The 26,475-nt window shown below is 63.7% G+C and carries 23 protein-coding genes; 6 read left to right on the forward strand and 17 right to left on the reverse strand.

Annotated features, from left to right (window positions below; genetic code table 11):
• Positions 1–136 precede the first annotated feature (136 nt).
• The 4 genes from ACVWWW_RS09095 to ACVWWW_RS09110 all read right to left on the reverse strand — a co-directional run bounded on the left by ACVWWW_RS09095 (position 137) and on the right by ACVWWW_RS09110 (position 7,618).
• On the reverse strand, positions 137–1,840 hold the full coding sequence (locus ACVWWW_RS09095; RefSeq protein WP_027083134.1) for an aspartate-alanine antiporter-like transporter: 1,704 nt from the start codon (positions 1,838–1,840) through the stop codon (positions 137–139).
• Between the two features lie 27 nt (positions 1,841–1,867).
• The gene (locus ACVWWW_RS09100; protein ID WP_051235163.1) at positions 1,868–4,624 is read right to left on the reverse strand and encodes an Orn/Lys/Arg family decarboxylase; all 2,757 of its coding nucleotides are present in this window, start codon (positions 4,622–4,624) and stop codon (positions 1,868–1,870) included.
• Between the two features lie 644 nt (positions 4,625–5,268).
• Positions 5,269–6,546, reverse strand: coding sequence for an amino acid permease (locus ACVWWW_RS09105; protein ID WP_456998676.1), 1,278 nt, complete (start codon positions 6,544–6,546; stop codon positions 5,269–5,271).
• A complete protein-coding gene (locus tag ACVWWW_RS09110; RefSeq protein WP_027083137.1) occupies positions 6,539–7,618 on the reverse strand; it encodes an aromatic ring-hydroxylating dioxygenase subunit alpha in 1,080 nt (359 codons plus the stop codon). The genes ACVWWW_RS09105 and ACVWWW_RS09110 overlap by 8 nt, the downstream gene beginning before the upstream one ends.
• 377 nt (positions 7,619–7,995) lie before the next feature.
• Between ACVWWW_RS09110 and ACVWWW_RS09115 the strand changes: the two genes are divergently transcribed.
• The gene (locus tag ACVWWW_RS09115; protein WP_196804367.1) at positions 7,996–8,406 is read left to right on the forward strand and encodes a GNAT family N-acetyltransferase; all 411 of its coding nucleotides are present in this window, start codon (positions 7,996–7,998) and stop codon (positions 8,404–8,406) included.
• Between the two features lie 193 nt (positions 8,407–8,599).
• Here the strand turns inward: ACVWWW_RS09115 and ACVWWW_RS09120 are convergent, their stop codons facing one another.
• On the reverse strand, positions 8,600–9,313 hold the full coding sequence (locus ACVWWW_RS09120; RefSeq protein WP_196804368.1) for a TMEM175 family protein: 714 nt from the start codon (positions 9,311–9,313) through the stop codon (positions 8,600–8,602).
• Between the two features lie 279 nt (positions 9,314–9,592).
• On the opposite strand from ACVWWW_RS09120, the gene ACVWWW_RS09125 reads away from it, so the two are divergent.
• Complete coding sequence (locus ACVWWW_RS09125) at positions 9,593–9,787, forward strand: hypothetical protein (RefSeq protein ID WP_027083140.1); 195 nt, start codon at positions 9,593–9,595, stop codon at positions 9,785–9,787.
• Between the two features lie 126 nt (positions 9,788–9,913).
• On the opposite strand, the gene ACVWWW_RS09130 is transcribed toward ACVWWW_RS09125, so the two are convergent.
• The 7 genes from ACVWWW_RS09130 to ACVWWW_RS09160 all read right to left on the reverse strand — a co-directional run bounded on the left by ACVWWW_RS09130 (position 9,914) and on the right by ACVWWW_RS09160 (position 17,901).
• The gene (locus ACVWWW_RS09130) at positions 9,914–10,375 is read right to left on the reverse strand and encodes a hypothetical protein (protein WP_027083141.1); all 462 of its coding nucleotides are present in this window, start codon (positions 10,373–10,375) and stop codon (positions 9,914–9,916) included.
• The gene (pgaC, locus tag ACVWWW_RS09135; protein WP_051235166.1) at positions 10,372–11,622 is read right to left on the reverse strand and encodes a poly-beta-1,6-N-acetyl-D-glucosamine synthase; all 1,251 of its coding nucleotides are present in this window, start codon (positions 11,620–11,622) and stop codon (positions 10,372–10,374) included. Before pgaC ends, ACVWWW_RS09130 begins: the two co-directional genes overlap by 4 nt.
• A gap of 1,788 nt (positions 11,623–13,410) precedes the next feature.
• On the reverse strand, positions 13,411–14,430 hold the full coding sequence (locus tag ACVWWW_RS09140) for an AAA family ATPase (protein WP_081672104.1): 1,020 nt from the start codon (positions 14,428–14,430) through the stop codon (positions 13,411–13,413).
• Between the two features lie 73 nt (positions 14,431–14,503).
• The gene (locus ACVWWW_RS09145) at positions 14,504–16,372 is read right to left on the reverse strand and encodes a hypothetical protein (RefSeq protein ID WP_036141998.1); all 1,869 of its coding nucleotides are present in this window, start codon (positions 16,370–16,372) and stop codon (positions 14,504–14,506) included.
• A complete protein-coding gene (locus ACVWWW_RS09150; protein ID WP_027083145.1) occupies positions 16,365–17,099 on the reverse strand; it encodes a hypothetical protein in 735 nt (244 codons plus the stop codon). The genes ACVWWW_RS09145 and ACVWWW_RS09150 overlap by 8 nt, the downstream gene beginning before the upstream one ends.
• Before the next feature lie 89 nt (positions 17,100–17,188).
• Positions 17,189–17,434: a hypothetical protein gene (locus tag ACVWWW_RS09155; protein ID WP_027083146.1), complete on the reverse strand. Its 246-nt coding sequence runs from the start codon at positions 17,432–17,434 to the stop codon at positions 17,189–17,191.
• A 164-nt stretch (positions 17,435–17,598) separates the two neighbouring features.
• Positions 17,599–17,901, reverse strand: a complete 303-nt coding sequence (locus ACVWWW_RS09160) for a hypothetical protein (RefSeq protein WP_051235170.1) — start codon at positions 17,899–17,901, stop codon at positions 17,599–17,601.
• Between the two features lie 150 nt (positions 17,902–18,051).
• On the opposite strand from ACVWWW_RS09160, the gene ACVWWW_RS09165 reads away from it, so the two are divergent.
• The gene (locus ACVWWW_RS09165) at positions 18,052–18,984 is read left to right on the forward strand and encodes a hypothetical protein (protein ID WP_155914295.1); all 933 of its coding nucleotides are present in this window, start codon (positions 18,052–18,054) and stop codon (positions 18,982–18,984) included.
• A gap of 199 nt (positions 18,985–19,183) precedes the next feature.
• On the opposite strand, the gene ACVWWW_RS09170 is transcribed toward ACVWWW_RS09165, so the two are convergent.
• From ACVWWW_RS09170 to ACVWWW_RS09180, 3 genes are all read right to left on the reverse strand, one after another.
• Positions 19,184–20,245 (reverse strand): hypothetical protein, encoded by a 1,062-nt coding sequence (locus ACVWWW_RS09170; RefSeq protein ID WP_051235172.1) that lies wholly within the window; start codon positions 20,243–20,245, stop codon positions 19,184–19,186.
• Entirely contained in the window at positions 20,230–21,798 is a 1,569-nt protein-coding gene (locus tag ACVWWW_RS09175) for a TOPRIM nucleotidyl transferase/hydrolase domain-containing protein (RefSeq protein ID WP_027083148.1), read from the reverse strand. Before ACVWWW_RS09175 ends, ACVWWW_RS09170 begins: the two co-directional genes overlap by 16 nt.
• Before the next feature lie 472 nt (positions 21,799–22,270).
• Complete coding sequence (locus ACVWWW_RS09180; protein ID WP_155914297.1) at positions 22,271–22,429, reverse strand: hypothetical protein; 159 nt, start codon at positions 22,427–22,429, stop codon at positions 22,271–22,273.
• A gap of 236 nt (positions 22,430–22,665) precedes the next feature.
• On the opposite strand from ACVWWW_RS09180, the gene ACVWWW_RS09185 reads away from it, so the two are divergent.
• The 3 genes from ACVWWW_RS09185 (at position 22,666) to ACVWWW_RS09195 (ending at position 24,250) form a co-directional block, all read left to right on the forward strand.
• Positions 22,666–23,067, forward strand: a complete 402-nt coding sequence (locus tag ACVWWW_RS09185) for a hypothetical protein (RefSeq protein ID WP_155914299.1) — start codon at positions 22,666–22,668, stop codon at positions 23,065–23,067.
• Between the two features lie 2 nt (positions 23,068–23,069).
• Complete coding sequence (locus tag ACVWWW_RS09190; RefSeq protein ID WP_027083149.1) at positions 23,070–23,600, forward strand: hypothetical protein; 531 nt, start codon at positions 23,070–23,072, stop codon at positions 23,598–23,600.
• 203 nt (positions 23,601–23,803) lie between these two features.
• Positions 23,804–24,250, forward strand: a complete 447-nt coding sequence (locus ACVWWW_RS09195; protein ID WP_036142002.1) for a hypothetical protein — start codon at positions 23,804–23,806, stop codon at positions 24,248–24,250.
• 619 nt (positions 24,251–24,869) lie between these two features.
• Here ACVWWW_RS09195 and ACVWWW_RS09200 read toward each other — a convergent pair.
• Both ACVWWW_RS09200 and ACVWWW_RS09205 read right to left on the reverse strand, forming a co-directional pair.
• Positions 24,870–25,217, reverse strand: coding sequence for a hypothetical protein (locus tag ACVWWW_RS09200; RefSeq protein WP_036142005.1), 348 nt, complete (start codon positions 25,215–25,217; stop codon positions 24,870–24,872).
• Positions 25,218–25,505: 288 nt separating this feature from the next.
• Entirely contained in the window at positions 25,506–26,420 is a 915-nt protein-coding gene (locus ACVWWW_RS09205) for a DUF72 domain-containing protein (RefSeq protein ID WP_027083153.1), read from the reverse strand.
• Positions 26,421–26,475 lie beyond the last annotated feature (55 nt).

Consider the following 26,475-nt stretch of genomic DNA (forward strand, 5'->3'; position numbering starts at 1 on the left):
GTCCGCCGCGCTGCGGTCAGCGGGCGGCCCTCCCGACGCATACGTCGATCATCCAGTTGCTCGATGCGTTCCCTTGCCGACTGCACGGTCTTGTGAGCCGGCTTGGGACGCTTCTTCGGCGTGGACTTCTTTTCCATTACTGCGACAGCACCATCGCGAAGTAGCCAAACACGGTGTAGAGCACGCCCGATACGGCATAGCCCACGGGGAATCCGACCCACGGGACGCTGCTGCCGATCTCCTTCGACGCTTCACGCGCGGGGCCGGAATGCGAACGCGAACCCGCGACGCCGCCCATCAACACCGCGGGATTGATCTTGAAGATGTGGTAGCCGATCGCCCACGTAACGAACGGTGGGATCGTGCTGGCGACGAAGCCGGCCAGGAAGATCTTGATTGCGATCGAACCCGTCAGCTGCTCGAGCAACGTCGCACCGGCGTTGATGCCGACGATGGCGATGAACGTCACTAGCCCGAGGTCTTCGAGGATGTTGCGAGCCGCATTCGGCGTGCTGCCGAAGAAGCGCAGGCGCGACACGATCGACGACACCAGGATGCCCGACAGCAGCAGTCCACCCGCATTGCCGAGGCCGACCGAGAAGCTGCCCACCGGCACGTTGATCTTGCCGACCAGCAGGCCCAGCACCATGCCGCCTGACAGAGTGAGCAGGTCGGTCGACGTGCTCTGCCGCGCGACCTTGCCCAGCAGCGCGCCGGCCTTCTCGACCGCACTCTTGAGGCCGGTGACGTACAGCACGTCGAAGCGCTTGATCAGCGTGTCGGCGCCGAGCGGAATCGTCTCGCCGCTGCGTTCGATGCGGCTCACGCCGAGCTGGCCCGCGAAGTCGGTCTGCGCGAGCGAGCGCAGCGGCTTCTCGTCCATCGACTTTTCGGTGACGAGGATTTCCGCCTGGTCGAGCGCTATGTTGAGCGCGCGCGAATCGGGAATCTCGCTGCCGACCAGGCCGAGGTTCGACGTCAGGTCGTCGAGTCGTCCGCCCAGCGCGATCACGTCGCCCTGGCGAAGGACCACATCCGGCGACGCACCCAGCACCTCGTCGCCACGCACGACGTTGACGATGCGGTATTGCGGATACGTCGAACGGAATTGCGCGATGCTCTGGCCGGCCGTCGTCGCGTTTTCGACGCGATAGGCACGCAGGCCACCCGGGCGATAGCCGGTCAGGCCGGTGTCGTCGACGTTGGCAACGCCATGGGTCGCTTCATATTCCGCCGCGGCCTTCTTCGCATCGACGCCCCACCAGCGCGGCAGGTACTTGCACACAAGGATGATGCCGACCGTGCCCCAGAGATACGTTACGCCGTAACCCAGCGCGATCATCGCGGAGATTGATTCGGGCGTGCTTCCGGCAGGCACCTTGTACGCGCCTTGTTCCATGGCCATTTCGGCCGTACCGATCGCCGCCGACATGGTCTGCGAACCCGCGAGCACGCCACCGGCCGCACCCGCCGGCAGATGGAACACCGGGCCCGACATCAACACCACGAGGCCGAGGCCCAGGAACGAGCAGATCACCGCCAAAATGGTGAAGGTGATGCCGTCCTTCTTCAGGCTGTTGAAGAACGCGGGCCCGACGCGCAGGCCGACGCCGTACATGAAGAGGTAGTAGAAGAGGGACTTGGCGAAGTTGTCGAGTTGCAGCTTCACGCCGTAGGTCGACGCCCACGTCGCAAGTGCCGCACCGACGACGACGGCCGCGGCGACCATGCCGAGCCCGTAGCCCTTCACCGAGAACTTTCCGACCAGTACCGCCAAGCCCACTGTCAGGAACAGCAGGATGTACGGGTTGTCGGAGAGGAACTGAAATAACCCTTGCATGGCAGGCCTCCGGTAGCGACGAAGTGCTTACTGCATCGAGGACGCGGACCACGTCGCGAGCACGTCGGGCTTGAGCAATTTGATGCCCTGTTCCGCGTGGTAGCCGTGGATTTCCTTGACGTCGAGCTTGCGCATGAACGCAATCGTGTCGTCGGTGATGACCTGCCCCGGCACCATGATCGGGAAGCCGGGCGGGTAGGGGATTACGAAGTTCGCGGACACCATCTCGGGCCCGTCCTTCAAGCGGCGTTCGACGTCGTCGCTATTGAGGCGCACGAATTCGCAGTTGGTTTCGTCGTAGGCCATGAAGAACGCGGGCCGCATGTGGCCTTCGTTGCTTTCGGATTTCGAGTTGTCGCGGAAGACGTCGTGGAACCGGCTGAAATTCGGCAGGTCCGGTACGTCGGTCATCAGCGACTTCACGCGCGAATCGAACTTCGCCTGTCCGGCTTCGCCGCCGTCCGCGAGTTTTGCATCGATCTCACGCGACAGATCGGCGAGTGCCTTGATCAGCAACGCCGCATCGCTGTGCGTGTTGTTGATGTTGGTCTGCACCAGGATGCTGTTGCGCGACGTCTTGTTGATCTGGATGTCGAAGCGCTCGGCGAGCATGCCCTTGAACTGCGTGCCGTCGAACCCGGCCGCGCCGCAGATCAGGGTGAGGCGCGTGGGGTCGAGTGCGAACTCGTCGTCATCCCAGGCTTCGACCGTATCCGCCCACGATGCATTGGGCGGGCCGTAATCGACGATGCCGGATTCGCGGAACTCGGCCGGGATCATGTCTTCCGGCGTCGCCACGCGGAAATACTTCGAGATCAGGGGATGCGTATTGATCGTGCGACGCAGGCGGATCGCGAGGTCGGTCATCTGCACGGTCAGCGCAAAGCCTTCGAGCTCCATCTGCCGACGCGCGAGGTCCAGCGACGCGATCAGCTGCAGGTTGGGCGAGGTCGAGGTATGCGCGAAGAACGCTTCCTCGAATGGGCCTTCGACCTTGTGGAAGTCGTCGTCCCAGACCAGCATCATCGAGCCCTGCCGGAATGCCGACATCGACTTGTGCGTCGAGTTGGTCTGATACGCACGGATGCGCACCTTGTCCGGGTCGGGCATCAGCCGCGTGTCGAGCAGCGCCGCGTCATCGAGGTTCGCGTGCTTGGCCGACCACGCCTTGTACTGCTCGCGATACGCCTCGCTCTTGTAGCGCTCCGACAATGCTGCGGCTGCGCCCATCGCGGTGCGCCGGCGATGGAACGGGCTGAAGCGCGCGAAACCGAACCAGGCTTCGTCCCACAGGAATACGAGGTCGGGCTTGATGGCGAGGCATTCCTCCATCACGCGCTTGGGGTTGTACATGTGGCCGTCGAACGTGCAGTTGGTCATGTCGATGACCTTGACGCGGTCGAGCGTGCCCTCGGCCTTGCAGTCCAGCAGCGCTTTCTTGATCGTGCGCAGCGGCACCGCCCCGTACATCGAGTATTGCGTCAGGGGAAACGCCTCGACGTAATAGGGTTGGGCACCGCTGAGCACGAAGCCGTAGTGGTGCGACTTGTGGCAATTGCGGTCGACGATGACGATGTCGCCCGGCTTGCAGATGGCCTGCACCACGATCTTGTTGGACGTCGACGTTCCGTTCGTGCCGAGATACGCACGCTTCGCACCGAAGGCGCGCGCCGTCGCGTTCATCATCTTCTTGATGTTGCCGGTGGGCTCGAGAAGGCTGTCGAGGCCGCCGGTGGTCGCCGACGACTCGGCGAACAGGATGTTCGTGCCGTAGAAGTGGCCCATATCGCGGATCCAGTTGGATCCGAACACCGACTTGCCGCGTGCGATCGGCAGCGCATGGAACGTGCCGATGGGACGCATCGCATACTTCTTCAGGTTGTCGAAGTAGGGCGTTTCGTAGCGATCCTTGATCCCGTCGAGGATCGCCAGGTGCAGCTCCATCGGTTCTTCCACATGGTGGAACACGCGACGCACCGGCGCGGCTTCATCGCTGCCGGCGAGAAGCTCCGGCGAGCGATCGGTGAGCAGGAACAGGTCGAGTTCCGGACGGAAGTTGCGCAGCCCACGCGCAAGTCGCGTAGCCAGCGCACCGGGCGCGGCCGTGCCCTGTTCGACGTTGATATGACGCGCCAGGTAAGCCTTGAGGTCGGGCACTTGGTGCTTGGATGCGTACTGGAACCCGTCGACCAGGATCACGCTCTGGATGTTCGAGTTCACCATCGCGGCGAGCGCGGCGTCCTCGAAGCTGCCGACATGCACGGTGGTGTACAGGAACGGGTCGTCCGGGCGACGCAGGCGTCGCATTTCGTCAGCGGCGCGCGGCCACGACGCGGGATCGGTGGGCGAGACGATCAGCACTTCGAAATACGGGCGGATCTGCGCACCCGCGACATCCGGAGGCGCGCTGTCGAGCAAGGTGCCGTCGCCTTCGCTGTTCGCGTCCCACGCCTGTTCATCGCGCCGGAAATCGCCGGACAGCAGCGTCGCCGAAATGCGCTGCACGAGGCGCGCAAAACCCGTGGCGTCACCGGAATCGAGCGCGCCGTCGAGTGACGACAAGAGCCGCGTGCCCGGATACGCCCAGCAGAATTCCAGCCGCGTGATGCGGCCGAGCAGCGTGCGGCATTGGCCGCGATAACGCTCGCCCTGTTCACCGGCACTTCGCTGGTCCGCCCATGCACGGGCGAGGGCATTGAGTTCGCGCCATTGATCGGAGCGCGAGCTCGCGGCGGAGAAGACGTGCGACAGGCCGCTGCTGTCCGTGTGAGCGACATCGTTCATGGGTGCGCCTCGTGGATTCGCGTGTGTGCAAATCGCACCCGCGCCATGCGGGCGCGCGGATGCTGCCCGTGAAACGTAGGACGCACGCTTCGGCACGACTATTGGCTCTGGTGCCACATCGCGCTGCCCGAAAGGGCATGGATTCGCGGTTGCGCGTAAGGCTTTCGGCGCGCTAGCGATGAAGGCCTCGCTGCAGCGCTCAGACGATCGGTGGCGAGCTCGGCCAGGTCGTCGTCTCGGTAGTGCGGAGCGTCACATGAGCACCGCCGCGCGTGGCGAACGGGGCGTATTTCGTTACCGGACGGGGGGCTGCAGCATCGACGCCGGGACCGCGACGAAGGGCGGCATCGAAGAGGCGGATGTTCGAGACCTCCTGCACACGAGCGCGCTCGACGTCGGGGGTACGAAGCGCCGTGGCGACCCCAGATATCGGCGATAGCACGATTGAGTCCCGCGAGGCCGCCGGAGCGGGCGACGTTCGTCGGAACCGTATTTGCTTGGTCATCGACGCCGGGTTCTGGACCGGGCGCGACCGTGGTGACGGGTCGGCGCCGTGCGACTTGGCGGCGTGGTCGGTGAGCGGAGCACGGCGCAGGCCTCCTCGGTTCCGAGTCAGCAAGCGACCCCACAACTCCGCAGATGCGTCAGCGCCGCTGCGGTTGCGACAGGAATCGTCGCCACGCATACAGCGGCATCCCCGCAAGGATGAGCACGCCGCCCCATGCAAGCGCTTCACCGCCGATGCCGCTGAGCGCATACAGCGCGTAGACGAGGGCGAGCGCTGCAATCACACGTCCTGGACGACCACGTTGTCGCAGCCAAGCCGCACTGCTCACCACGTAAGGCAGCAATGTCGCCGCCGTCGACAGAAGGATCGAGAACGTGAACACCTGCACGAGCGAATGGCTGTAGTTCGACATCACCAGCACGCTCGACAGCGCCGACCCGATCAGCAGGCCGGCCACAGGCGTACCGCGCTTGTCGCATCGCTCGAACAGGGCAGGGAACACGCCGTCGCGAGCAGAGGCCAGCGACACCTGCCCGCAGACCAGCACCCAACCATTCAGCGCGCCGAAGCAAGAGACCGCCATCACTGCGGCGAGCACGCGTCCTGCGGTCGGGCCCCACAGCAGGCGTGCGGTGTCGGCCATCGGCGCGGACGAGTTCGCCAGCTGTGCGCTCGGCAGCAGCGCGACGACGGTCGTGCACGCCAGTACGGTCGCGATGCCCGCCAGCAGCGTGCCGATCAGCGTCGCCCGCGGCACCGTGCGCTCCGCATCGTCGACAGCGCCTGCCGGCACGGTCGCGGCTTCGAGACCAAGCAGCGCCCACAGCGTCAGCGCGACCGTCGATTGTGCGACGGAGGGCAGCGACTGACCGGTCGGATTGAACGTGAGCGATGACGTATCGACCGCCCACACCGCGATGCCGCCGAACAACAGCAGCGGCAGAAGTTTCAGCACGGTGGTGACCACCTGCATCCGCCCGGCTTCTCGAACGCCCGCGAGGTTTACGAACGTGCAGGCCCACAACGCGAACAGCGCACATGCCGCGCTGCGTGCAGGCGTCGAGGTCGCTGCTGGTACGAGCGCACCGAGGCTGCCGGCGAACGCCACCGCGATCGCGGCGTTCGCGCACCACACCGAAATCCAGTAACTCCACGCGACGGTGAAACCGACCAGCTCCCCGAACGCGTTGCGTGCGTAGATGTACGGCCCGCCGCTTTGCGGCCACTGTGCCGACAGCCGCGCGAAGGTCGACGCAAGCAGCAACGCACCGCACAACGTGACGGCCCAGCCGACGAGGCTTGCCGTGCCGAACGGCGCCAGCGCCGACGGCAGCAGGAACGCACCCGAGCCGATCATGCTGCCGACGACCAGCGCAGTCGCCGACCACAGGCCGAGCGGACGGGCGTTACTCACGCGACGACCGATACGCCCCGCGCAACAACTCCTGGAAGTGATGCACCGCGTTCTCGCGCAGCGGATTCAGTCGCCCCGGAACGTAGGAGCCCGATGCAAGCCCGCGTTGCACGTCTTCGCAGATCGTCAGGTCTTCGAGCTGCACTTCGTCGCTGAACACGAGATCAGCCTCGCGTCGCGACTTGCTCTGGTCGCTGTCGTCCATCGCGTAATAGAAATCGAACTCGACGCGGCAGCGGTCGACGCCACGCGGCACGACGCGATTCGTCTGTAGACGCCCCGGCAGGATGTTGAGCATCGTGTTCGGCCACATCCAGTAGTACAGCGCGTCGCCGTCGCCATACAGCGCGTCGCCGCTCTCCAGCGGACTCCACTGGTACGAATACCACTCGGCCGTTTCCGTGATGTAGCTGCGGTAGTCCAGCAACCGGTTCAGTCCCGGATGGATGTGCGGGACGTGGTAGCCCTCGAGATAGTTGTCGACGTAGACCTTCCAGTTGCATCCCACGTCATAGCTCACTCGCCGATGGTGACCGTAGCGCTCGAGCCCGCGCGTCGGGCCGAGACGCTCGTCGATGCCCGCCACGAATGCGTCGAAGTCCGGTGCGTGCGCCTCATCGACCGCAGCGAACACCAGCCCGTTCCACACACGCACCGCGAGCTGCGGAAGATGCACATCCGACGCTTCGAAATCCTGCGCGCCGCCCATCTCGGGCGCCGAGCGCAGCACGCCGTCAAGTCCATATGTCCAGCCGTGATAGCGGCAACGGAGCGACTTTGCGGCCAAGCCATCGCATGTCGCGATCGGGCCCGCACGATGTCGGCAGACGTTGTGGAATACGCGAACGTCGCCGTCCGCACCGCGTACTGCGATCACCGGCAATCCAGCGAAATCCGCGACGACGTGGTCGCCTGCACCGCGCAACTGGCAGACGTGTGCGATCAGCTGCCACGTTCGGTCGAACACGAGCGCGCGGTCGAGTGCGGGCATATCCGCGCCGACATAGAAGCTCGCGGGCAGGGCGGTGGCGTGGCTCAACGGTTGCGGGTCGAGTAGGGGGAGGGTGGTCATGCGCCGAGTATGGCTTCGAAGATCGAGGTTGGCTTGCGCTGGGGCTGGAGAGCGGCGCCGCTGGTCGACGGTCGAGCGGTGTGTCTGGTCAAGCTGATCGGCGTAGCCGGTGGTGCTGGCGGACGCTGACCTTCCGCGCGCTGTTCGATGACCAGCCTGCCTTCCGCCACGCGGCATGGGCCGGCCACCGACCAGTCGACGCGTCTTCCGTATGCCCATGCGGGCAAAGATGACCGGCGGCTCGTCGCGCTGCCTGGTCGACGCTAGGCTCGGTTCCACTTCCGGATCGCAATCGCTGCGAGCTGCGCAGGGCGCAGTGGCCGACGAGCGACCAACCGAGAGTTGTTCCGTCAGCGCCGGGGTGAGCCGTGAAAATCGTGGAGCTGAAGACCGACAGCGAGATACTCAGCGCGCGCGACGTAATGCGCCAACTGCGAACATCGATCGCGGACGAAGACTACCTGCCGACCGTGCGACGGATGATGGACGGCGGCTATCGTCAGGCCGCTCTGTTCGATGGCGATGAGGTACGCGCAGTTGCCGGGTTCCGCGTCTTCGAAATGCTTTACGCCGGGCGGCTGCTTTACGTCGACGATCTATCGACGGACGAGCGCGTTCGCTCCAAGGGGTTTGGCCACGCGCTGCTCGACTGGCTGAAGGCGGAAGCGCGCGCAGCCCGCTGCAGGGAATTGCATCTGGACTCCGGCGTGCAGCGCGCGGCCGCGCACCGCTTCTACTTCCGTGAAGCCATGACGGTGAACTGCTTCCACTTCCGCGTGGACGTCTGAGCGGCACGGGTGCGGCGACGCGCGGGTTGGTGTGTCGAAACGCCCGCTGCGAGGCTCGCTCGCAAGCGTTCCGTTCGCTTCGCGTGCGCGCCCCAGCAACCTGTGTTCCACCCACCGTTAGGGTCCACGTCCGCTCTGACACAAAGCGGGCATCCACGAGGACGCTACACACCAGCTCAACTTCGCGCAGCCGCTACTCCTTCAACTTCTCAGCCTCATCCGGCTCTTCCCCAGGCTTGTAGCGCGGCTTGGGCTGCGGCAGCAGGAACAGGGCAACGCACAGCAGCGCGACGGCCACTCCGAGGCGTGGCGCAACAATCGCGACCGGTACCGCAGCGATCTGAATCAGCATCGCGATGCCATAGCGGCGCGTCATCTGCCGCAGGAAATCCGGCGCCAGCCGTTCATCCATTACGCGGCGGCCTGCCATTCCGTAGAACCACTTCGCCATCCAGGTGCAGGCGGTCGCTGCGAGACCAGCGACCAGAGTCACCGACGCGACCGGCTCGAAGCGCGTGCCAAGGTGGAAGCACCAGACGCGAACCGGATAAGGAATGACGACGACCGCCAGCAGGAAGAGCAGGTTGATCACGCTGAACCAGTGATCGCTCTTCGAGTAGATGCGCCCCGAGTAATGGTGCTGCACCCAGTAGGCTCCGATCACGATGTAGCAGAGGGCCAGCGCAAGAAATTCGCGCCACTGCTCCGACATGGCAGACACCAGATCGCTGTAACCGTGCGGGCCGTCGGGAGACCCGGGAACCTTGATCTCGACGATCAGCAGCGTCAGTGCGATGGCGAAAACGGCGTCGCTGAATCCCTCGAAGCGGTTCAGCCCGCGCTCGGCACCGTGCGTTTGTGTGCCGGTGCGTTGATCGATCTCCTTACCTACCGTCATGTGATCCATATCTCCATGCACGATCCAATCTTCGCGGCGCAACGGTCGCTAGCGCACCGACACGATTAGTTGCCAGTCGCGTGCAATCGTTTTAGGACGATATGCAATCGCGCACTGAGTACTAATTACCTACGGTCACGTTCAGGCGATCTGACACCTGAGTTAAGCGCGCGGCAAAGCGGCTTCGTCTGGGCAAGCGCGCTGCAGCCGAGAAGGGCATCACGCGAACGGACGCACAGCTCTCGCGTAGCCGCTTCGACAGCGACGGTGGATCGTTCGAATCACCGCATGACGAGTCCACATCGGCTGGAGAAAAGCTTCGCCGGTGCCTGCACCGAACTGACGGGCGCTGACCTCTGCGGCATCAAGCAGGCGGCGGCTCACTTTGGTTTGATGCGAACTCTGTCCGCCACCCCGACGGTCGCGTGGCTGTCCGACACGGCTTTTTGGCTGATCGCGAAGCGCGCACATTTCTTTTTTTGAAGGACGTCCAACGAGGTGTAGCGAACATCGAAACGACAACGCCGGCAGACAGGAGACACACACGCCCTGTGCCTACAGGAGCGCGCATCATCGCAGGTGGTGTGGAGCGCAGCCGTCGCGAACGTACTAGCTCGACGCCCGATCGTTCGCATCGACGGTGACACGAACAACGGTTCGGCCCTGCATGCGCACGGTCATGCATTTGGCCGACTGCAGCACGGCACGCGTCGAGGCATCGACGCCGAAATGTTGCCCATAGTCGACCGCGTTCACCGGCAGCGGGACGCGTAGCGACGGGCCGACACGAACCAGTCGTCGCCATCGCAACGCGGCTAAAAACAGCAGCCACGCGACGAGAATCGCGACGACGCGCAGGTACGGCGTCATCTGCACCAGCAGCGTTCCGGCGGGCCAGGGCGGGGTAGGGGGCACGCGACCGAACACGAGCGCGAGCCAGTAGTGCGACATCGCGATCAGGTCGTGGGCTAGCGCGATCAGCACGCACCATGCGGCAGACGTCAGCACGAAATCGCGGGCGGCCACCCCATCGGGCACGCGTCCATCGTCGACGAGCGGGGGCCACTTCATTCGACGTAACCACGATCGGGGCTGCTCCAGCGTCCGCTGTCCTGGCGAAAAATCGCGCGGGGCAGGCCGACGATCGCAGTGATCGCCTGCAGCAACCAGAACACGACGGGATACCAGACGATCCAGAACACCCATCGGAATGACTGCGGTTCGTAGCGGCGATCCAGCGCAGCGGCGACCAGTGCCTGGACCACGTAGTGCACGGTAAGCAGAAGGCCTGCCGCGTGAGGCAAGGTGCCGATGCCCTGCACGCCGTAACCGAAGTCAATGCCGACGCGATGCGAGAGTCCGGCGAGCACCATCAGGCCGATCGAATACGCCCAGATCTTCGCCATCAGCCAGTTCAGCCAGATCGGCAACATGCGCAATCCTCGGCCGTGCCAGACGTGTCGCGCCGAATCGAGTGCGACGCGGCTGCCGCCTTCGCTCCAGCGCAGCCGTTGCTGCCACAGGCCGCGCAACGTTTCCGGCGTGAGGATCCACGCGAGCGCCTTCGGTTCGAATGCGACGCGCCAGCCCGCGATTTGCATGCGCCATGTCACGTCGACGTCGTCGGTAAGCGTTCGATGCGTCCACCAGCCGGCATCCTGCAACGCGCTCTTGCGGAACGCGCACACGGCGCCAGAGACGGTGAACAGGCCGCCATACACGTTCTGCGCGCGCTTGATGAGCCCGACGATGCCGGAGAATTCACCGACCTGGAGGCGCCCCAGCAGGCTGCTTCGATTGCGGATTCGCGGGTTGCCAGTGAGGCCCCCAATGCCGGAGTCGTTCTGCAGTCGGCGCACGAACCACACGACCGCATGCGGATCGAGCAGCGTGTCGCCATCGATGCAGACCAGCAGCTCGTGTCGCGCTGCGAGTGCGCCGACGTTCAACGCCATGGCCTTGCCAGCGTTCGCGGCGAGATGGACGACACGGAGACGCTCGATGCGCTCGGCGAAGGCGTCGAGCATCGCGCCGGTGGAATCGCGCGAGCCGTCGTTGATCGCGACAATTTCGAAATCCGGGTACGTGATGTTCGCCAGCGCGGCGAAGGTCTCGTCGAGCTGACGTTCTTCGTTGTGGCACGGCACGAGGATCGACACCGGCGGATAGTCGTCCAGCACCGGTGGCTGGTCGTACGGCGGTTCGGAGCGCTCGCGCACCACGTGGAAGATCAGGCCGCCGACGACCCAGTACCACGTGGCCACGAACGGATAACCGAAGCACACGGCGCCGAGGACGGTTTGCAGCGGGCTGAGCACGTCAGGCGGTCCGAGGCGGCGACCCGGGCAATCCGTCACGACCGAGTCTGCGAACGCTGCAGCGGCCGGGAGCTAACCGGGAATTACGGTTCCGGGGCGTCCGTAGTGGCACGGCGGCGACGGCGGGGCTATTGATTGACGACTATAAACCGCCCCGCCTGTAAGTTGTGGATTTTCGACATTTGCGTAGGTGTGTTGCCCTCGCAGTCGTCAGCGCCGCCGAAGACAACGGGCCCCAGCCGAGGGCCGTCTGGTGAAGTTCGCCCCATCTTTATCGCGTCGGACGACAAAGTGCCCCGGCCCGGGAGCGACGCCGCGGCGCGGCACCTTGTCTTCGACGAGCTCGACCAAGCCGGCGTGAACTGACGGATCTCTGTTTCGAAGACGCGCGGGTCGCGACCGGAACGTCGACCGTACGTCGCAGCTTCGGCGGCGGCACCAGGACCCAGGTTAGGGACAACTGAAAGAGCGCTCCCCTTTCACCCTGAATCTCGACCACGGGCGCTAGCCAGCGCGATGCCTCTACCGCGGCGCTGGCCCGGGCCATTGCGAGTAGGACGGCCTCCAAGCCCTGACGGAACCCTTGGGTCAGGAGCGCCTCCAAAGCGTGCAGCAGGTGCCTGCTTCCCTGCACGGAAGCAAGGGCTTCGGCACGCAGGACGTGTGCAGAACGATCCTCGAACGGATCCGCGGGTTCGGGGGCGAGCGCCCGCGTCACCAGCTCGATGAGTTGCCCGCAATAGAGTGGCGTCGCGGGGTCGACTGCCGAGAGATTCAGCCAGACGCTGCCGTCGTCGCGTCCCACGAAAGGTTCGAATAGGCAGTCCGCGCGATTCTCAATGTTGGCCCCAAGGGCACAGTCGGGTTCGAACCCCCGGCCATGCACCAGTTCGGCGGGTGTATCAAAGTCCTCTGGCAGGGCTGCCACGGCGCCTAGAGTGGCTGTTTCAAGCAGGCCCTTCAGTTGCCCCCGAAGCGGCACGAATGTCAACGGCCGGTCGCTTCCCAGCTGGGTCCACCCCCAGAAGTCCTCACGGCGGCCGTCAGGTCCTTCGCCGTGGAACGTTTCGGTATTCCTACTCGCGGCGGCGGGCTCGAGAACCTTTGGGAGCGGCGCTAGGCTGGATAGGCCTTCGGACCAGGCGTGCTGCAGATCCGGAAGCAGGATCCAGCGGCGCTCGCGCTCGACGCGCGCCCACTCCAAGTACTGGCTGCACCAGCGATCCGCCGCCGTCGTTGGGAAGTCCCACATGAACGTTGATGCCTGCCTCGCGTCAAACGGATCGTGGCCGCACGCGCAACGTGCCAAGCGATGGAGCTGATCGAAACGAGCCCAGGTCGCGTTCCCGCACGAGGGGCATGCGTCTGTCAGGCGGTCGCGGTGCCATGGGCAGTAGGTCACCGTCGGTAGCTGGAAGAGTGCGCTGTGATAGCCGTACTGCGCGCACCCTGGGCACTGACGGAGGGGCCTCGCCGCCGCGTCGAGCTTTCCCCCCAGCTGGGCTGGCGACCATGCCTCTGTGGACCACAAGGCGCCCACGGCGGTTGCGCCGAGGCCCAACGCCCGGAGCATCCGCAGCTTCGCGCTACGCCGTTGCTGCGTCGCAACAAGAACGTCTAGGCGAGAACTTCCCCGAAGGCCCATCGCCGTAATTTCTTGCGAGGTGAGCACGCCTAGCCGGGTAGTCCGAAGCGCGCAGCCGTAGCCTGAGATGTACGGGAACGGGTCAAGCTCTGCCCCCAGGAGGGGGCAGGCTCGACGGCCGGCCAGGACGGATTGCCAGTCCATTACGCCGCCCTCTGCTCCGGGGCCGGCGCACGCTCGATGTTGTCCGGCAGGCAGAGCTTGGCGCGGACGAATTCCAATCTGAGATAGCCGCTCGCGACCAGTGCCTGGCGGATCTGGTTGTCGTCAAAACCGCGAAAGTCGCGAGTACGCGCCGCGATATCCGCAAGGAGGTAGCGCACGGTGAGAGTGAAGGTCGCCATGGGCCACGCGTCGGTCGGCGGCAGCTTGTACTTACGACGCAAGCTGTTGATGACTTCAATGATCAGCGCGGCCTGACTCGAGAGCGTCCACCCACGGTCAAACGCGTCGCGCGCGAAGTACCGCGTAAAGGACGTGTCGGGCGTCGGAAACGTCATCTTCCGGTCGTACTTGCCGAGCGCGTGCACGACGTCCGCAACTCCGATAAGCGGGCGAAACGAGGTGGTGTCCATGAACCACCGCCGCACCGTGTGGGACGGGCGGCTCGTCCAGTCGTCGCTGATCTTGACGCCGGTCGCATCGCTCTGGCGCATGAGGAGGATGAAAAGGCTGAGCTTTTCTTCCGCGATCAGCGCATCGAGGTCTTCCAGGTAGTCGTACTCGGCGTCCGTAATGCGCTGGGCGTTATCGATAAAGAGCACCATCCGACGCTGTCGGGCCTCGCCGCACCGCGTGCGGATGTAGTTCACCAACCGCTCAAGCGCCACGCCCGCATCCAACCGGATCGCGTTTCCGAGCTTGAGCCGCGAGTTCATCGCGCCCCAGAACTGGCGATCGCCGCGGCGCTGTCCGCTGGGCATGATCATCCGCGCTGCCACGCCCATCGGGTTGCCATGGGCGTCCTTGAGCCAGCGAGACGCGTTGTCGGTAAGAAATCGAAGCGCCGTGCTCTTGCCAACGCCGCCACCGGCTTCCGCCGTCGCGCCGTGATGGCCTTCCGCAATGTTGGCCAGCAAGAAGTTAGCGAGGTGTTCGACCGGCTTGGTGTAGATCGCGTATCCGTCCTCGACGCACAGCGGGTGCTCCTGGTGGTTCGTCATGGCGTTCTCCCGGCAGCGCAGTACGGCCGCGCGGCCAGCTTGGTTAGAAGGGACGTGGTGGATGTGAGATGAGCTAGAACTCGTCGTCGTCGTCCAACGAGCACCATCCGGACGCGGGAATCTTGGCGGGCATGTCCTCCAACTTGAGGCCATGCGAAAGCGCATCGCGGTCCTGCTGCTCAAGTCGCCCGAGCTCATCGACGCACCGAGCATCCTCCGAGGCGTGCCGGCGCAAGAACTCGACGTACGCAGCGATCGCGCAATCAACGCCCACCAGGCTGAACTTCTTGCGGAGCTTGCTCCACTGCATGATCAGCTGGCGCGTCGTCTCGTCATGCGGGGTACGGTTCCAGGGTGCGGCGGCACGTACGACGCACATCGGCGTGGTTACCGAACGCATGACGACGAGCGTGCGCAGGTCATGCCGGTTTACGCGAAGCAGCACCTCCTTGCCCACCAGCTCCCATCGTTGGTCGAGCTCGGGCGAGCGGTACTTTGCGTATTTGTAGTTCACGTGCGGCATGACCCCGTCGGCGCGGTTTCCGTGCACCTGCAAGCGCACCAGACTGCTGGCCATGTCGTCCGCGTCGTCGTTGCCCGTGTCGGGCATGAAGTCCCACGCCTTGGTCGACTGCATCTGCAAGTATTCAATCGGACTCATCCCGCCGAGCGACGGGTGGGGCGTCGCGTTGTAATTGGCAACCAACACCTCGATCAGTTCCTCGAAGGCCGACAGAAGGATCGGCTGCGCCTTGCCGGAGGTATTGCTGATCCGCAGCCGGTTCTCGCCGAGCCGCGTCGCCGGCTCGAAGCCGCCCGGCAGCTTGCGGAAGGCGCCGCGTTCCAGGCGGGAGAAGAGCTGCTCGATGATCGGCCGCGAGCGGGGCTCGTGCGCTCGATGCGCAAAGAGCATTCCACCGTGGGCTCGGCAGAACGCCTGCACGAACGCCTGCGCTGAATGGGCTATGGCATTGTCGAGCGCGAGCGAACGCACGCGAAGCGTGGAGCGCTCGCCCAGCAAACCGGATGGCATGCCCGCGCCCGGCGCGTATTGCAGCCCGGGAATCGTAAGGTCCCGGCGTGCCCAGTTGCGCAAGCTTCGTGCGATGCAGATACACAGGTCGAAGTTGTTGTACGAGCCTCCGCAACGCAGCGACCAGCCGGTTACGGCGCGTGACTGGCGCTCAACCTCGATCAGGACCCACAACGTCGTGACCGCATGCTTGGCAATCGCGCCATTGGGCATCTGGATCGCGAGCTCCTGATCCTCGATGTCAATCCGGTGCGCGTCGACCTCCGCACGGGCAAACAGGCCTGAGGTAAACATCTCCTCGAACGTGGCGGCGGGCTCCACCACGTCGAGGTCGCCGGCCGGTGCGCCATCAATGCGGCGGCGACGAATGAAGCGCATCAGCGCCTGTCGACCCTCGTCGGGCTGATTGAGGGGGTAGAACTCACCCAAGTCCTGACGCGTCAGCTCGTTGACGATCTTGGTGTGCAGCTTGTCGAACGCCTTGGGCGGACGGCCCGGGGGAACAGGCGTAGTGAACGCCTCCACCATGATCGCGATCGTGGGCTGCGCCGCCAGCAGCTGCGCCATCGCGTGCGGCCCGCCCGTCTTGGGCATCTCCGCCGGCTCGGCATCGTCATTCGCGGCTTGCGTCTGGCAGTACGCCCCGTACGGCACGCACGCGCGAAAGCCGTACGGCAGCCCGTCGGGCGCCATTTTCGGCGCGCGCCGGACCATCTCTTTCAGGCGCTTACGGCACAGGTGGTGGTTCTCGGCCGCGCGCGTGATCGTGGCTGTACCGCCGAGCACGGCTTTCAGCGCGTCATGGCCGTTGATGTAGCGCTGTTGCCAAGCCGGCTTGATGCTGGGCAGGTGCGGTTTGGGCCACGCGTCGAACTCGTGGTCCTCCATGTAGATCACGGGGTCACGCATGGCGCACCTCCAGCATGGCGTCCGCCGATCCCGGCACGTAGTCGACCAGCCTGAGGGCACCGTCGTGGACCATGGCGGCGACGACCGCGCGCATGTGGCTGGGCTTGGCGTCGATCGAGCGCAGCAGGCCAGACAACGTTGCGCGCGGCACGGCGTCCATGTGCGCATTCACGCGGTGGCGGATGCTGGAGCGGCCCGTCAGGCGCCCGTAGGCCCACACCCAGGGCAGCATCTCGAACGCGGTCTGGATCGCGTTCTGATGCGACAGCAGCTCGGCTTCGGTGATGTAGGTGAGGGCCACGCCGTGCCGTTCCGCGCACTCCTCAAGCGCCTGGCGGTCACGGACCGAGACGAGGCCGCCCGTGCTGCCGACCAGTCCGGCGGCCGGAATTACAAGGACGAGCTCCTCTCGGCCGGAGGCGTAGCGCACGCAGAAGCTGACGTCGATCTGGTGCTTCGGCGTGAGTTGCAGGCGGCGCGGCCGCTCGATGTAGAACACGACGCTCGGGTCGAACTCAAGTTGCATCGCCAATGCCACGTTCGGCGCGTCGGCAATGACGATTGTCCGCCTGTTGCGCGGGGACTCATAAGTCACTGTGAGGCGGCGATTGCGTTCGGATCGAGTGAGCTGACGCGGTTGGTAGGGCAGACGCGGATCGAGGGGCGGAGGCGGCAGCGGGGTGTCCAGGTCATGGACGGGAGCTGTAGCGGCGGTTCCTGCAGGCATGACACGTCTCCTCGGCGCGCCCGATAGGCGCGCGACGCAGGGCCGATCCGGAAAGGGTCGGCGTAGACACGGGAAGGCACGAGGGCCGGTTAGTGCATCGGCTCGAGCGGCCGCAGGCGATGGCTGAGCACATCGCTCGATCGCGGATGCAGGAACACGTCCAGACGCAACACCGGTCCGCCGGGGACGTGGACGCCCACACAGAAGTGACGGGGTGGAGGCGCGGAGGCGTACTTGTCGCTGTGGGCCAGCGGCAGGTGCGACGGCAGCGGCAGCGGCAGTTGGTCGGGATCGAGGACCTGGACCGCGTTCAGAAGTTCAGTAGACCGAGACATAACGGACTCCCAAAGGGCGCACGGATGTGCGCTTGACGAAGACCGGAAACGGCGTACAGTCGGGAGTGAGAGTTCGCGAAAGCCGCCCTCGTCGAGGCCCCTGCACGGGCCTCGAGCTTTTTCCGGGATGTGAAAAACCACGGGTCTAGCGACGGCTGCCTCCTTCAGCAGGGGGGGATGGGATGGGGTTCAACGTCCTCACGCCGGCGCCAGATCCACGCCGCGAGATCGGCGGTGGCGGCGAACCGGCCGCGCCGGCCTTCAAGTTCGAACGTCCTGATTGGCAAGCGGCCGCGCTTGTGCGCCTTGCGCATGGCGTCCCCGCTCCGGTAGCCCAAGGCGCGTGCCAGGTCGCGCCCGCCGAGCATCGGACCGTAAAGCCGCAGTAGCTGCTCTTCGTAGGTCGCAAGACCCGAGGAAAGCGGCGGTGTCCGGCTCAGGACGGGTTGGTCCGGGTCAGAGCTCATCGCCCGACGCTAGTCGACAGCACCCCTCCGAGCGAGGTCAAATCGGCGACGACGTTTGACCTTGACTGCGCGCCCGTTGTGCCCAGGGAGGTTCGCATTACTGCCGCTCGCACATCGCAGCAGACCGTCGCCGCCGCGAATGCACGGGCGGTGGATCGGCTGCGCGGGGAGCTGTGCCGCGCGGAGGCATCGAAATGCTTCGGCGAAGGTCTGTCAGACCTGGAGCTCGCGATGAAGTGTGGGCTCGTGCCTGCGGATCCCGACCTGCGCGACTGCGACGTCGCCCATGTCTTCTATCGATGGTGCGAAAAGGGCGGGAAGCCGTCCCGCAAATTGTGCGCGCGTGCGCTGGAACACACCGAGCGATCGGTAGACTTCAAGCGATGGGTGGAACACGACGTGCTCTTTCTATGTCGCGCCCGACCCCACACTGCGCTCGAGTGCGAAGCGTGCCTGGACGTCCGTGAGGACTGTACGCGCAGTTGCTTCCATGAGGCGCGGCGATTCAGCGCGCTTAGCGCGCATTTCAAGGTCGCTCCAACGGACGTGGTTCGGCTACGCGATCTGGGAACGTTCGACGCGCTCGTCGCGTTGATGGCTGTCGCACGAATTGCCGTGTGGCGCTCGCACGAACGTTGCTTCAACTGGGCCTGCGACGCGATCTACGACGTGCTACCGCAGGCGGTACTGCAGCAGAACCTGCCGATGCGGTGTGCAGAGCGGCTCGTTGAGGCGATGGAGCCGAATTTTCTTTGCCCGCTGTACGCACGCGATGATCGTGTGCCCCGTGACGCGCCCGATTTGATGCGTCATGTCGCGCTGCGACGGACGAGACCGCGTTTGCTCTCGCTACGTCGATGCGGAACGATGGTCGAAGCCTTTGAGCCCGCCAAACCATTTCCTTACGCGGGCGCGGATCCCGAGCGCCAGATCAAGGTCGCCACCCTTTACGCACACATGCACAAAGACGCGCTACGGCAAGAACTCGCCCAGGTTCTAGGTCAAATTGGGCCATTGGGTCGCCGAGTAATGGCGCACCCCGAGATTGCGCGACTTCTCGGGCCATCACCACGCGACCACTAGGGTTTCCGCTGGTGCAAAGGGCGGTGTCCCGACGGCCTCTGGGCGAAATCTGAGAGGTGCCGTACTGACGTGTGCGTTCACCATGGACGATGTCGAATGCCATTGACTCTCGGTGAGATTCCCAAGAAAGCGAGCGATGTGCCATGCCGCTCCTGACCGGCCGGGCGGGATGCGGAGCCCGTGCGCTCGTCGGGTCCGACTAGGTTTTCGCCAGCAACCGGGACGGGGCTTTGGGCGTCTTCAGCGTCGCGAGCAGTTGTTCATCAAGGACGTAGAGATGGCGATGGGGCCTCGAGACCGCGACGTATAACTTGTTGCGTGTCGTCGGCTTGGCCTCAATGAGCGTGTTCTTTGTGTAACCCGTCCATGCCGTTTTATTGAGTACCACACATACGTCCTCGCAGTGATCCAGGCCCTTCGAAGCGCCCCAATTCAACGAGTTGCATCCGTAGCGAGAGTGCTCTTGGTAAAACAACTTCAGCACGGCCGGATCGGCGTGCAGTTCCCGCGCCTCGCCAGCAGTCTTGATCGTGACGACATTGCTTGAGTGCAATCGGGCCGGCTCAATGGGAACGCCGAGCACGCGACGGATGAATGCACAAACTTCCACGCTGCACCGGTGGCTGCCCTTCAACGTCTGCGTGTCAAGGTCGAATCCGTGTGCAACGAAGCAGCGCTTGTAGGCGTCCGCGTCGGCGTGGAGCGCTTTGTTGATCGCTCCGTCGCGGCTGGTGTCAAAGATGTGCTGGTAGAAGTCGCCCACCATGTACCAGTCGACATTGGCGGACGACAGCGCCATCAGAAGATCAAAGTCGTACCCGCCAAAGTCTTGGACCTCATCGATTACCACCGCATCGAAATACCGCTCGAGACGGCGGATGAGCTCGCCCAGGCATTCACGTTCGAGCAGCTTGGCCAGACGGCAATGGTAGAGCCGGCGAGCGCCATCCATGTATCGCTTGTGGCTGCTTAATGGAAAGCGGTTGGCGAAGTCGCTCGGGCGATCGAAGCTGATGCCGCGGTCGTTCATTATCGAATGCAGCAATGGACGCTGGCAGAAGGTCACCAGGAAGGAAAAGTACGTCGCGATGCGAACGCCCTCCGGGACGTACCCGAATCGCCTGATCACTCGGCGGCGGAGGTCTTCCTCCGTATTTTGGGTGTACGTGAGAACGAGCGTCCGGGTTTCAGGGCTAAGCCGACGGATGATGCTTTCCGTCTTTCCGGAGCCCGCAACGGCAAACGCTACTGTCTTACCCACGCGATCGCTTCTTTGATGTAGGCAGGTGCTACCAGCTCGGTTCCGGCCTTCTTCAGCAGCTCGAACGCGGAATCGGTTTTGTTGGCGAGCATGTAGTCCTGGATCGGCAGTCGTCGTTTCGGTGAGGTGAGATGCACTTCGCACAGCGAGGTGTTGTCGCGGTACAGGCAGATTTCGAATGTGCTTCTGTCCGGGTCGGGATCAGTGAAGACCTGGATGCGCTCGTCCACGTAGTCCGCGTAGTTGTCGATGCAGTGGCGTTGGGGGTCGCCGTCGTTGTCGCGGATGACGGCGGTTCGCACACCCAGCAGCTTGGCGAGCTCCAGGTAGCGCCTGAAACTCGTGCCGCCGACAGAGATCACGTGGACGCGGTCGCCGGACAGGGTCGTGCCGCCCGAGTGCTTTTCGTACAGCGCTTCGATCAGAATGAACTCAGCGTCACCCTCCACAAGGATGACGCGCTCGGACAATGCAAATTCAAGGATGCTGTTGTCTGGAGCCTTCATGAAGAAGCTGGCGGTGTCGGACGACAGCTCCGCAAGTGTGATCACGCCGCGGCCCGCGGGGGAAAGCAACTGCGCGTTGCGGAGATCGAGCCGAGCGGAAATAAAGCTGCTGTGCGTGGCAATGACGACCTGTCGGTCCTCGCCGCCGGCCAGGCTTCGGACCAGTTGGCGCGTCGCGGTGTGGCTGAGATGGTTCTCGGGCTCCTCAAGAAGCAGCACGTCCAGACGGTCGCCCGTGCCTCGCTTCATCGCAAAGTCGGCCTTGATCTGGCATTGCCGGCCCTTGCCGCGCAGCTCGACCGGAAGCTCGCCCTCGTGGATCACGAGATCGGTTTCGAGGTTTGACCGTGAACTTGTGCGTAGGCTGAAAGCGAAGCCGTTCGTCTTTTCGTTCAGCTCGGCAAGATGTGTTTGCTCGAAGGACTTCTTCGCTTGCCTATAGGCGCTGTGCAGCCGGTTGCGCTCATGCGGCTGGCTGTGGGCGGAAAAAAGAGAGCGGGTGTACTCGCGCGTCGCGTGTTCGGAGTCAATCCTCGAGCTGTCAAGCACCAGATGTCGTACGTGCTTTCGGGCGCCGAAGTAGGTCTGCTCCGCGAACGTCGTAAATACGCACGAGTAGAATTCGAAGGGGAAGGGCGCTGACTCGTCCTTCAAAAGTTCGGCGACCTGACGCGAGTGCTCGTCCGAGACTGCGCAGACCATCTTGAGCCCATCGCATTCCATACGCTCGCTATTGCCTTTCCCGTTGTAGTCGAAATTTCCGCCAGGGCTGAGGAAGAGTTCCACGCGGATCTCAGGCAGCCTGCCGAACTCCTTCGGCCCGCTCATGAAATTTCTCACGGCGCCAACGGGCATAAGCGTGTCAATCCCGAGGTGCTCGACCCGAGATCGGCTGGCCGACAGCACAAGGTCGATCGCCAGCAAGATCGTGCTTTTGCCCGCTTCGTTGTCACCGATCAGGACGTTGAGGTCCGGCGCCAACCTGAGATCAAGCCTTCGGTCAAAACGCTTGAAGTTCGAAAGAACCACTCGTTCGATACAAGGCACCTGCGCCTCCGAAGTAACTCCCCGCCCCGCATCCTAGACCGACCGGCTGCGTGCCGCTTCAACGGCCGGACGCTGCCCCACGCTTCCCCGGCTCACGCGGACGTTGCGAAGATCGAACCGGTAAAAATGGCGGCTGCCCGGGGCAGGGCCAAGGACACCCAAATGACTAGTTCGCAGCGGCCAGTGCCGCCCGCCTCACCGGGGCCAGACCCGACTCGTAATCGTGACGACGAGGCGGAGCGGCTCGCGGAAGACGCTCAACGCGATGAGGCGCTGGACGAAACGTTTCCCGCCAGCGACCCCCGTCGATCACCCGGCCCCATCCGCATCCGGACAACCGGGGCTACACGACGTCCTAAAAGCTGAAGTGACGGAACAGGATCTGGCGCGCCTCAGAGAGCATCTGGACACGTTCCTCCTGCCGGCTTAGACAACAGGGTCGACGATTTGGCGAGTTTTGGACGGCGCGCTGTCAGCGGTCGAGGTGAATACCAAAAGCCAAAAGCCGCGCTGGAGAGCCCGGTTCGACATTGACGACCGCTTTCGACGGGAAGCGGAAATTTCGGATCGGCGAACGTTCTGCTGGCCGCCCGGCTTGGCACACGTCGTCGGGCGCATTCCTCTTCAACATGCGCTGTGCTTCTCGGTAGACGTGCGCCCAGGGACTTCAATCGCGCCCAATATCAACGGCCGTCCCTTGAGGCGACTCGGGCTGTTGACACCTCCGAGTCGCACGTTAGCTCCGAGCTACTGTGACTCGGACCTCTCTTCCACGTTCCCGCGCGCCGCGGTCTGAGAAAGGCCTTCCGTGGCGTTGCCGGCTTGATAAAGTCGGCACGCGCCGGACGCACCGGCACAGGGGGGATCATGGTTAAGCCTTTGGGACTCGTTCTATTTGCCGTGGCTGTTGCATCTTCCAGCAGCGCCTCCGCTCAAGATGCTTGGTCAGACTGGGTGCCGATCAATCAGGCCACGCCGATGTCGCCAGTCGTCGTGTCGTACAAAACCAAAGTCAATAAAGACGAAATTCGTGTTGCTTGGCGATGCGAAAACCTTTCGAGCACTGCCAAGTCTTGTTCGGTGGGTGCCGGTCGAAGCAAGGTTTACAACTGCTTTTCAGGCTCGTCCAATGTCGGCACAACGTCTGCTCCTGGTGAGAGCGCGACGGTCCGACCGAATGACGAGTACGTGTTTCTTGGTGAATCGGCCTGTGCCGGACTGGGCGCGGATTCGCTCAATGCTGATGTCGCCATCTCCATCGAGGACTGATCATGACGGTGATTAAGCGCAGTCCGGGGCACGTTGTGCCCGCGATGTTTCATCTGTTTGCCAAGTCTGCATATGCCGCGATCGCGCTAGTCGCGTCGACGGGAGCAGCGCACGCCGCTCCGATGGAGTTGGTATGCAACGTGACCGCTACAGCGAGCGCCAGCAATCTAGATCGCGGGCCACAGGAAGAGCGAGTTGGCGACTGGGTTTTTTTTCTTGATGCCGACAAAGAGCAGCTGTCCTGGAAGTCCGGCGCCCAACTTCGCTCGGGCGGCGTCAGCGACGCGCCGTTGACGGTAAGTGACTTGGACATCACACCTGATGCCATCAGCTTCTGCGCTTGGCCTGGCGGGTGCAACCGAGATGTTGTGACCGACTCGGGCGGAACGACGCGAGCTAGTGTCTTGGCAATTGATCGCACGTCAGGTGCCCTCAGCATGGCGGTGCAGGAAAACCACTCCTACATGTCGCTCCAGTTCGGCTATCACGGCACGTGCAATAAGGCGCCACCCAAACCCAAGCCAAAGTTCTAACAGCATTCGCTCTGGCCGCAACATTCATTTCCGCGCGTCGAGTTGCCCCTTCGGAAGGCGGCGCCGCGCTTTCGGGCACGCGTCGGCGCTTTCGTGCTTGTCCGTTGCGTCAAGAATCCGACCGCCATTTGCACTCTTTGCCGCGGCGAAGGCTGAGGCGACGCTGCTAGAGCGGCGTCGCATCTTTCCATCAAGGAATCACCATGAATGCAATTAAAGTAGTGACACATGCAACGTTAGCCGTCGTGGCGCTGTGCCCGCTTGCCGGCCATGCTGCTGAAAAGCAGCTGAGCTGCGAGGTGACCGTCTTCACTGGTGAATTTGCGGGCGACCTAACAGCGTTTGGCGGCAAGCGGATCTGGCGAGTCGCCTTTGACGAGGCCGAGAACTCTGCGCGTATGGTCGAGTTCGTTCCAGTGAACTTGCCTCCCGTCCATGCAAATGGCGACGCGGTCAATATCACTCCCGACTCCGTGTCGTTCTGTTTGGCCGACGCCGGCTGCGACAACGTCGATATCGATCGAGTGACCATCAACCGGCGCACAGGAGCGTTTCGATGGGTTTACAACATCGAACACACCGACACGGTGCTGGCGCAGCTAACGCAAGGGACCTGCAAGCCCTACGTGGAGCCTAAGCAGCAGTTCTAGTAGAGGGCGAGGAGGACAGCCGCCGCCGGCCGGCAAGTGCGTCGGACGCATGCGCTTCCGGCGGAAGCGCATGTGGTTGTGCCGAAGCGTTGCGACGCGCGATGCGTGCAACCCGCGTCGCGCCCGGTACCGACGCTAGCAAGCGGGCCCCGCGCGATGGCACGTTTGCCAAAGCTAGCTCCACTGCCGCGAGCGTCGCGGTCTTGGCTGGTGTCAGCAGGGGGCGGGGCGCCGCTTGCGAAGCCGCTGGGGCGCGCGTACCGCTCCATGTTCTTCCACAGGGCGGTGCTCCTCGCGAAATGACCGTGGATGGCTAGCAACACCAAAGGAATCCTGAAGGTGAGGGCGACGACCATGCCAACGCCAAAACCGAGCAACGCTTTGACCAAGGTGCCACTGTCTTCCCAACCCAGCATCGTTCGCAAAGAATCGCCCGAGCGTGATGCAGCCGCGGATGGGGCGAGCGGACAAGGCGCCCCCTGCTCGGCGCTAGACGACCATAGCCGAAGTGTCCGCTTTCGACCCCAAGTGGACGACTGTTGTGCGGCCATGCTTGCAACAACCAGCGTCGCCCATTACTTGATCTAGGCGGGCTCGCCCTAGGGCAGGTCACGTTGCCTCAATACATCAAGGCTTTAGCTTTCGCTGCGACCTCCGCACCGTGTATACGCATGAAGTCAACCAGCGCGGGATCGATGCCCTCGGGCAACTTGGTGACAGGGCCCGACAGAAGCATGCTGTACGCAACGTATGCAGCGGGAAGCAGCCGCGCCATGTGAGCGAACTCCTCCGGTGTAGTTCCCGCTCGCGCCAGGATGGCGACAGCCTTCGAATTGGCCGCCACGCGCGTCGCGTGCTGGGCCTCGGTTTCTGCCTCGACGGCCTCAAGATCCGCAAGCGATTTGTCGCTCTTTGCCGCCTTCGACAATGCCGACCTCGCCTCGAAATAGCGGTCGACCTGCTCCATCGTGATCACCTGAGGCGATATTGGGCTCAGGGCCGTGGATGTCGCCGAAGGTTGAGTGGTTAGCTGTACCGACGCCCGGCCATTTGCCACGGTTGCAGCGTCGTGCGTGCACGCGGCAAGCGCGCCCATTGTGGCGCCGCAGGTGAAAATGATCGCGAAAGAGTTCATAGGGATCGCGGATCTGCTCTTACAGCGATGATGCATCAGCGGTCACGTTTGCTCTTGGTCTTTACCTGCATAACTAAATTAGGTCTGCTTCTGGCCGGAAGCGGACATCCACCGATCTAATCAGGGCTTTTTGGCTAGCTTGCCCAGGATATTCATCAGCGACATGCCGTTCCGCTGGCCTTGGTCCTCGCGGTCGTTGTTGAACACGACGTGCACTTCTTTAGCCTCTCGAGCAAGTTTCTTGATTGGCTTGACGATTTCCCGCAGCTCGTCGTCGGCATAGTCGTAGTCGAAAGGATCACTCGCGGCTTTGAGGCCCTTCTTGTCCCACGTCTCGTGATTTCGCCCGTGCATACGCACGATGGCGAGCTCGGGCGACCCGACGTCCCATACTTGGGGAATCGACGACGCACCGGTTTGCGGCTCATCAACGACAACATGGGCAACGCGCAAGTCGCGCTCCATCGCAATCGTCTTGTGGTCGTTCTTGCCGTCGTACCACGTCCGGTTGCGAAACTCGAAGGCAAGTCGATATCCAGGAAGCCGACCGACGCACTCCTCGAGATGACGCTGCCAGTTCGGGGCGGGCGTGACCCATTTGGGGAATTGAAAGTGCAGAGCTGCTAACCGGCCTGCCTCCCGCAACGGCCGCACGCCGCGCTCGTACCGCGTCCAGAGCTCGTCCCGGATCGTCTCCGGCACATCCTTGTAATAGATATTGCGCTTCCCTTCGAAGTGCGGTGCCAGCTCTTCTACAACGTCCTTAGGCAACGCCGTGACGGGCGTCTGGTGTCCAGTAAAGAGCCGGAACGCCTTGATGTTCCACACAAAGTCTTCGGGCGTGCGCTCCACCCAGAGCCTGGCATTCGAGTCGCTTGGAAGCGCGTAATAGTTCGAGTCGACCTCGACCATGGGAAATATGGTCGCGTAGAAGCGCAGCCTCTCTTCCGCCGTCGTGACGCCCTTGGGGTAGAACAGCTTGGATTTGATGAGGCTGGGATCGGTCCAGCCTGCCGTGCCCACGCGGATAGTCATGACGGCATCGTCGACATTCGGCGTGAGCACCGGGCATACGCGCACCCGTACCCGT

Source organism: Lysobacter sp. HA18 (assembly GCF_054057595.1).